The following is a 5,514-nucleotide window of genomic DNA, read 5'->3' as shown; positions in this document are numbered from 1 at the left end:
TTCGCAAGAGATGCGATGGATGTCTGATGATTTGTAGTCATAAATTTAAGTCCCCACTTGTTTCTAAGTGGGGACTAAATTAAGGCTTATAGGATGAATTCATAAGGTGTGTTCAGCGGACGCTTACATATGACCCAATTGGACGATTGATCAAAAGCCAAAGCCCACAACATACAGAAAACTTTAGCTTTGATCCAGCAGGCAACTTGATTGATCCGATTGCAACACAATCATCACAAGTGAAAAATAACCTGATTACGCAATATCAAGGCAAACACTATAAATACGATGCACAGGGCAATGTGATTGAAACGACTCATGCAGGCAAAACGCTAAAACTGACTTGGGATAACCTGAATCGCCTGATTCAAAGTGACAATAATGGCCAAGTCACGACTTATGGCTATGATGTTTTTGGGCGACGCTTATATAAACATAGCCCGATAGAAAACAGCTTAACGTTATTTGGCTGGGATAGTGACTTAATGATTTGGGAGTCACAACAATCCAGTAATGAACAAGCGCAATATACCAAGCATTATGTTTATGAGCCGAATAGCTTTGTACCATTATTACAAACAGGCTATACAGGTTTTATCAAGCTGATCGAAACACCAGACTATTCAAGATTCCAAAATGAACCGTATTCAGTTTATAAAGATCCAGTCTGGAAAACTGAAACGAGAAAGAATAAAGCTGAGCTTGAACGTATTACTTTTTACCATTGTGACCAAGTGGGAACACCGCAAACCTTAAGTAATGAACGTGGTGAATGTGTCTGGGAGATCGTGCAGGATACGTGGGGCAATACGCAGCAAATCAGAGCCAGTGACAATTTGTTAGAACAAAGTAATATCCGTTTTCAGGGGTAATACTATGATGTTGAGACAGGCTTGCACTATAACCGTTATCGTTATTACGAGCCGTACAGTGGACGTTATGTGAGTAAAGACCCGATTGGGTTGATGGGGGGCTTAAATAATTCAGCTTATGTCAGTGATCCGAATCAGTGGGTGGATCCTATGGGACTAATTGTACATATTGTTTTTAACAAATCGAATGGAACAATTAAAGGTTCTGATTTAGATTCAAAAGAAACAATAGGTATAAATGGCGTTTTCACAGGTGGATATGCAAGTGTAGATCATATGACTCAACAAGTAACTAATTTATCACTAGATGAGTCGCAAGCTATTCCAAGAGGGAGATATTGGATAATCCCACATGAGGGTGAAGGTAAAGAGCATTGGTACAAGCTTTATGCAGTCGATATGCATACAGATGATTTTACTTATGATTTTAATAACAAGAAAATGAGAGGCTATTTTAGACTTCATCCAGGAACTTATAGTACAGGCTGTGTGACTATTCCCTCTTCAATGGGAGCAAAAAATGGAAATGTGAAGTGGGATAAATTATCTAGTTTTATACAAAAAACGAACAAGCATAAAGCGCTTGTTTTTAAAGGAGGGGATTTAGAAAGCAAAAGGAAATTTGGACACAAGCCAGATTTTGTTGACCTTTATGGAATATTGGATGTTGAGTAATGAAAAAATTTTTTATAACTGTTATTTTTTGCTGCACTATTTTATTTATATATTTAATTGGTAGTGGGTATTTTATCGATAAAGAGTGTGAAATTTCTATTGAAAAATTCAAAGTTCAAAGTAAAATATTGAATATTAGTGAAAAATCAATAAAAGTGTTTGAAGATACAGGGTATAATTTTGTATGTGAAGATTCTGATGATTTTATGTATAAAATTAATAGACTACCGTATAAAGTAGATGATGAAACATTTACTGAATTAATAGCAGTGGTTGTAATGAATTTTTATTATAATAGACCTGAATTTTCAATTATTCTTGATAATTTAAGTACAGTGCAAAAGTCAGAAGTTGAAAAAAAAATAGAAGAATTTATGAAAAATAGCACTTATATGAAAACCAAAAGTTTGGAAGATCTAGAGAAACTAAGCTACATAAAAGCTATTTTACAAGGTAATTAGTAAGTAATGACTTTGTTGCACAAAGATTTAAAAAGTAAAACTCCCTTAAGCAACTCAAATTTAAGTGACAACTCGGGTATGTGATCTGCCTAAGTCTGTAAATTTATTTAAAATGGCTATACGGGCATGTACTTCATTGACTTGGCTTTGAAAGTTCTTAGCACTGAGTTTATCGCCTAATAATTTAATGCAGTACATCTTAGTTTCAACCAAACTTCGCCGATGATAGCCTGACCATTTTTTCCAAAGCGATCTACCTAGCTGTTTGACTGTTTTTAATAACTCGTTCCGCGCTACTGACTTCGCTTGCTGATCTTTCCACGGCTTTGCATTCTTCCTAGGTGGAATGATCGCATGTGCATCTCGATCTAAAATGACTTGTCTGCATTGAAAGCAGCCCTGCAGGCAAAACATTAAAACTGACATGAGATAACCTGAATAGATTGATTTGCAGTGATCATCAGGGTCAGGTGACTGAATATGGTTATGATGTATTTGGACGACGCGTATTTAAGAAAAACCAAAATGCGCAAACCCTGACTATATTTGGCTGGGATGGTGACTTGATGATTTGGGAGTCACAGCAATCTAATAAATTAGACGAAAACTACACTAAGCATTATGTCTATGAACCACAGAGTTTTGTACTACTACTGCAAACAAGCTATACAGGGTTTATCAAGCTTTTAGAAACGCCTGACTATGCCCAATTTCAGCATCAGGATTATTCGGTTTATAAAGATCCGATTTGGAAAACAGAAACCCGAAAGAATAAAGCTGAGTTGGAACGAGTTGCTTTTTATCACTGTGACCAAGTGGGTACGCCACAAAAATTGACTAATGAGTTAGGTGAGTGTGTTTGGGAAATAAAACAGGATGCATGGGGTGAAGCTATAGAAATAAAAGCCACTAATGCATTGCTTGAAGACACTAATATTCGTTTCCAAGGCCAATATTACGATGACGAAACTGGCTTACATTATAACCGTTACCGTTATTATGAGCCGTATAGTGCAAGATATGTAAGTAAAGACCCGATTGGATTGTTTGGTGGGTTGAATAACTCTTCGTATGTGAGTGATCCGAATCAGTGGGTTGATCCGATGGGGTTAACTGAATGGACTGGTTCAAGTTATCAAGTTAGTGTTCTTGCCGGAACAGGAATTAAATATGATTTAAGATCCCAATGCCTAAATAATGAAAGAGGTGTCGCATCAATAGTTGTTGGTGGTGGCTCATATGGGCGGGGGGGCACTTTAGGAGCGGCAGGAAGTAGATCAGTAACTTTTCATGACCCATATGATGGTGTTTATAAAGACGCATTGAATGGTGGGTGGGGAGATGTAAGTGCTAGTGTTGTATTATTTAGAGGTATAGGTTTTGGTAAAACTGGTTTAGGTGAAGCATCTAGTGATGGCTTAATGTCGACATATGATAGAGGAGTCGCTGCTAGTGCTGGAGTTTCAAGTGGACATGTTATACCTAGTTTATCTAGCTATAAGGTTGAAGCTTGTTTTACAAATGACCCACGTGGGCCCATTTGTAATGGTCGAAATGGTAGATGTGAAAAAAGTGTACCTAAACCAAAGCCTCGATCATATATCGATCCCAAAACCATTCCTGAGTATGATCCTCGCTCTCATGCACATATTCCGCCAAATAATGTCAACATTAATGACATTTTTAACAAAATGAGTTTTTAAGAGGTTATGTACAAAATGCTGAAAAAGAAATTATTAGTGAGTCTAGCTGTAAGTATATGTATTACTGCTTGTAATGCTTCAAATACATCATCTGATTTAAATATGACATTTGAACAAGCTGAGCAGTTAAGATCACAAGCAGAAGCTGCACCATCAAACTCTGATGAAAAGAAAGAATATTATAAAAGACTCGAACCTATTTATGAAAACTTGGCAAAAGAGGGTAATAGTGATGCTCAACTAATATTGGCAGATATTTATTTTAAAGCGCTGAGTGGAACTTATGATACTAAAAAATCATTTGAGTGGACAAAAAAATCGGCAGATAATGGAAATGTCTCCGCTATGTATAATACTGGTTTTAAGTACTACACTGGAACTGGAGTTCAAAAAAGTATAGAAAATGCAAAAAAATATTATCTTAAAGCTGCTAAGTTGAATGATGTTGATGCAATGGGCTCTATAGGCTCTATTTATATTGAAGAAGGAAATATTGAAGAAGGGTTAAATTATTTAAAAAGTGCAGCCGAAAAAAATGATGCTCTTTCATTATTTGAGTTAGGGTTGATATATTGCGAAGGTGTGGTTGTTAAACAAGACTATAAAATTTGTAATAATTACTGGGAAAAATCTGCATCATTAAATAATGCTGAGGCTGCTTTAAATTTGGGTATTAATTTGATAAATAGTAATGGTATCACTAAAGATGTGGATCGAGCTATTAAGTATTTTGAATTAGCTAGTAAAATGAGTAAAGGACAAGCATCTTATAACTTAGGGGTCATATATTCATCTCCAGATTATAATAAGTTAAATGAAAGTTTATCTCAATTTTACTTTAATAAAGCATATGAGCAAGGCATCTCAAGTGCTAAAGAAAAGATAAAACAGTAAGTATTCAAATAATTTTCTGTAATTTATAAGAGATAGCATAATAATGCTCAAAAATAAAGTTCTGTTTATTTCCGCTATAAGCATTGTTATATGTAGCTTAATTGCTTGTACAAATTTGAATAAACAGGACAAGTTCCCTACGCTCGAGGAAGAGTGTAAATTAGCAGGAAGTAGTAGTAAGCAGTGTGAAATTCTTAATTTAAAAGATTTATCCTTAGATGAAAAAGAGAATCTAATGGGATGGGTCTATCTAAATGGGTTAGATAATATCAAACCTAATTATGATAAAGCTTACTATTGGTTTGAAAAGGCTGCAAAAGCTAATAACCATGAAGCTATAAATTCATTAGGTATGATTTATTTTGCTGGGTTAGGAAAAGATAAGGATTTTCAAAAGGCTGAAGAATGTTTTTTAGAAGCAAATAGGTATGGTAACAAAGATGCTAAATTGAACTTGGCAGAACTATATAGAGTTAAAGATTTTGGTCGATCACCAGATTTTGAAAAAGCAGAGCGTTGGTATTTATTAGGAGTCCAAGATAATCCTTCACGGGCATATGAGGGGTTATCAAAAATGTACTTGGATCAGGAAAACTATGAAAAGGCATTTAGTTTCTCTGGAAAAGCTGCTGAACTAGGTAATCCTGAAGCACAATATAATTTAGGGGTTTTCTTTGAGCAAGGCGTGTATGTAAAAAAAGATAAAAAGCAAGCTGAGTTTTGGTATGAAAAAGCAGCTAAGCAAGGACATTTGAACGCAATTAATAATTTAAATATTCTTAGAGAAACCTTTGCACGAACAGATACACAAAAGTTCGTTAAAATGATATAATGCTTTATAATCAACCACATAACAAAAGACACCGACATGGCATGGAAACAAACAGGGCAGCTGTCCCTAGCAGACAG

The 5,514-nt window shown here is 35.3% G+C and carries 4 protein-coding genes and 3 pseudogenes; 6 read left to right on the top strand and 1 reads right to left on the bottom strand.

Translation table 11 applies throughout. The annotated features are described in order from the left end of the window. Positions 1-128: 128 nt before the first annotated feature. The 3 genes and pseudogenes from FTU34_RS17395 to FTU34_RS17390 all read left to right on the top strand — a co-directional run. Positions 129-1,031 (top strand): annotated as a pseudogene (locus FTU34_RS17395) (RHS repeat domain-containing protein); the annotation flags it as partial. Next, complete coding sequence (locus FTU34_RS18020) at positions 1,023-1,547, top strand: tlde1 domain-containing protein (RefSeq protein ID WP_227591947.1); 525 nt, start codon at positions 1,023-1,025, stop codon at positions 1,545-1,547. The pseudogene FTU34_RS17395 and the gene FTU34_RS18020, both read left to right, overlap by 9 nt. Further along, positions 1,547-2,008 carry a hypothetical protein gene (locus FTU34_RS17390; RefSeq protein ID WP_180036286.1) on the top strand — a complete coding sequence of 154 codons (462 nt, stop codon included), beginning with the start codon at positions 1,547-1,549 and terminating at the stop codon, positions 2,006-2,008. The genes FTU34_RS18020 and FTU34_RS17390 overlap by 1 nt, the downstream gene beginning before the upstream one ends. Before the next feature lie 60 nt (positions 2,009-2,068). On the opposite strand, the pseudogene FTU34_RS17385 reads toward FTU34_RS17390, so the two are convergent. Beyond that, a pseudogene (locus tag FTU34_RS17385) lies at positions 2,069-2,398 on the bottom strand (transposase); the annotation flags it as partial. Between FTU34_RS17385 and FTU34_RS18015 the strand changes: the two are divergent. From FTU34_RS18015 to FTU34_RS17370, 3 genes and pseudogenes are all read left to right on the top strand, one after another. Continuing rightward, positions 2,395-3,120, top strand: a pseudogene (locus FTU34_RS18015) (RHS repeat domain-containing protein); the annotation flags it as partial. The pseudogenes FTU34_RS17385 and FTU34_RS18015 sit on opposite strands and share 4 nt — an antisense overlap. 606 nt (positions 3,121-3,726) lie before the next feature. Further along, positions 3,727-4,605, top strand: a complete 879-nt coding sequence (locus tag FTU34_RS17375; protein WP_163146125.1) for a tetratricopeptide repeat protein — start codon at positions 3,727-3,729, stop codon at positions 4,603-4,605. Between the two features lie 43 nt (positions 4,606-4,648). Continuing rightward, positions 4,649-5,437, top strand: coding sequence for a tetratricopeptide repeat protein (locus FTU34_RS17370; protein WP_180036287.1), 789 nt, complete (start codon positions 4,649-4,651; stop codon positions 5,435-5,437). The last annotated feature ends 77 nt before the right edge of the window (positions 5,438-5,514 follow it).

Origin of the sequence: Acinetobacter sp. YH12094 (assembly GCF_013419295.1) — a bacterium.
Lineage (GTDB): Bacteria > Pseudomonadota > Gammaproteobacteria > Pseudomonadales > Moraxellaceae > Acinetobacter > Acinetobacter amyesii.
This window is presented reverse-complemented; position numbering and strand designations above follow the sequence as displayed.

Coding starts and splice junctions, on each gene's coding strand:
- FTU34_RS18020 (WP_227591947.1), top strand. CDS start 1,023: ATGGGACTAATTGTACATATTGTTTTTAACAAATCGAATGGAACAATT.
- FTU34_RS17375 (WP_163146125.1), top strand. CDS start 3,727: ATGCTGAAAAAGAAATTATTAGTGAGTCTAGCTGTAAGTATATGTATT.
- FTU34_RS17370 (WP_180036287.1), top strand. CDS start 4,649: ATGCTCAAAAATAAAGTTCTGTTTATTTCCGCTATAAGCATTGTTATA.
- FTU34_RS17390 (WP_180036286.1), top strand. CDS start 1,547: ATGAAAAAATTTTTTATAACTGTTATTTTTTGCTGCACTATTTTATTT.